Source organism: Mycobacterium sp. 852002-40037_SCH5390672 (assembly GCF_001665875.1).
GTDB lineage: Bacteria > Actinomycetota > Actinomycetes > Mycobacteriales > Mycobacteriaceae > Mycobacterium.
On sequence record NZ_LZTA01000028.1, the window covers coordinates 1 to 696 of the forward strand.

Genomic DNA, 696 nt, shown 5'->3' on the forward strand with positions numbered 1-696 from the left:
GCCGCCGATCCGACACACCGAATATAATCGGACGATCAATTTCCTTGACGTTGTTGGCGCGAGGTGCGCGGTGCGTGACGAACGGACCGGTGGCGGGGACTGCGCGGTATGACCGTCAAGGCGTCGCAGTTGGGGCGTCCGGTAGGTGCCAGCGGCGAGGAGACTCGCCGGCGGATCATCATCGCCACCATGCGGTGCGTGGCGACCGTGGGGTACGCCCGGGCGACGATCCGAGAGATCGCCCGCACCGCCGACGTGACCAGTGCGAGCCTGTACAACTACTTCCCGAACAAGTCCGAACTGATGAAGGCCGCGGTGGCGGCGCGAACCGACGTCGCGGTTCCCCGACTGCGGCGGGCGGCCGCCCGCCCGGGCACCGCGGTCACGCGAATAGAAGCGGTCCTCGACGAATCGGGCCGGTTGATGCGCGAGTACCCCGACCTCGCGGCGTTCGAGTGGGTGATCCGGGCGGAGAATGCGATCGCCGTCGATGACACGGCGACGGGCAACTCGGGGTTCCAGGTATTCCGCGAAATCATCGACGGCATCGTCCGGGACGCTGTCCGCGAGGGCGGGCTCGCCCGCCGTGCCGATCGGCACGGCGCCGTCGAGGCGATCTATGCGCTGGCGCGCGGTCTGACGGAACGGGCGGCAAGTCTGGGTCCGGACGAGTACGCCGCAACGCTCGCGTGCGCG

The 696-nt window shown here is 69.0% G+C and carries 1 protein-coding gene; it reads left to right on the forward strand.

Annotated features, from left to right (window positions below):
* Nucleotides 1-108: 108 nt before the first annotated feature.
* On the forward strand, nt 109-696 hold a 588-nt coding region (locus A5782_RS05135; RefSeq protein ID WP_067096096.1), incomplete at its 3' end, for a TetR/AcrR family transcriptional regulator.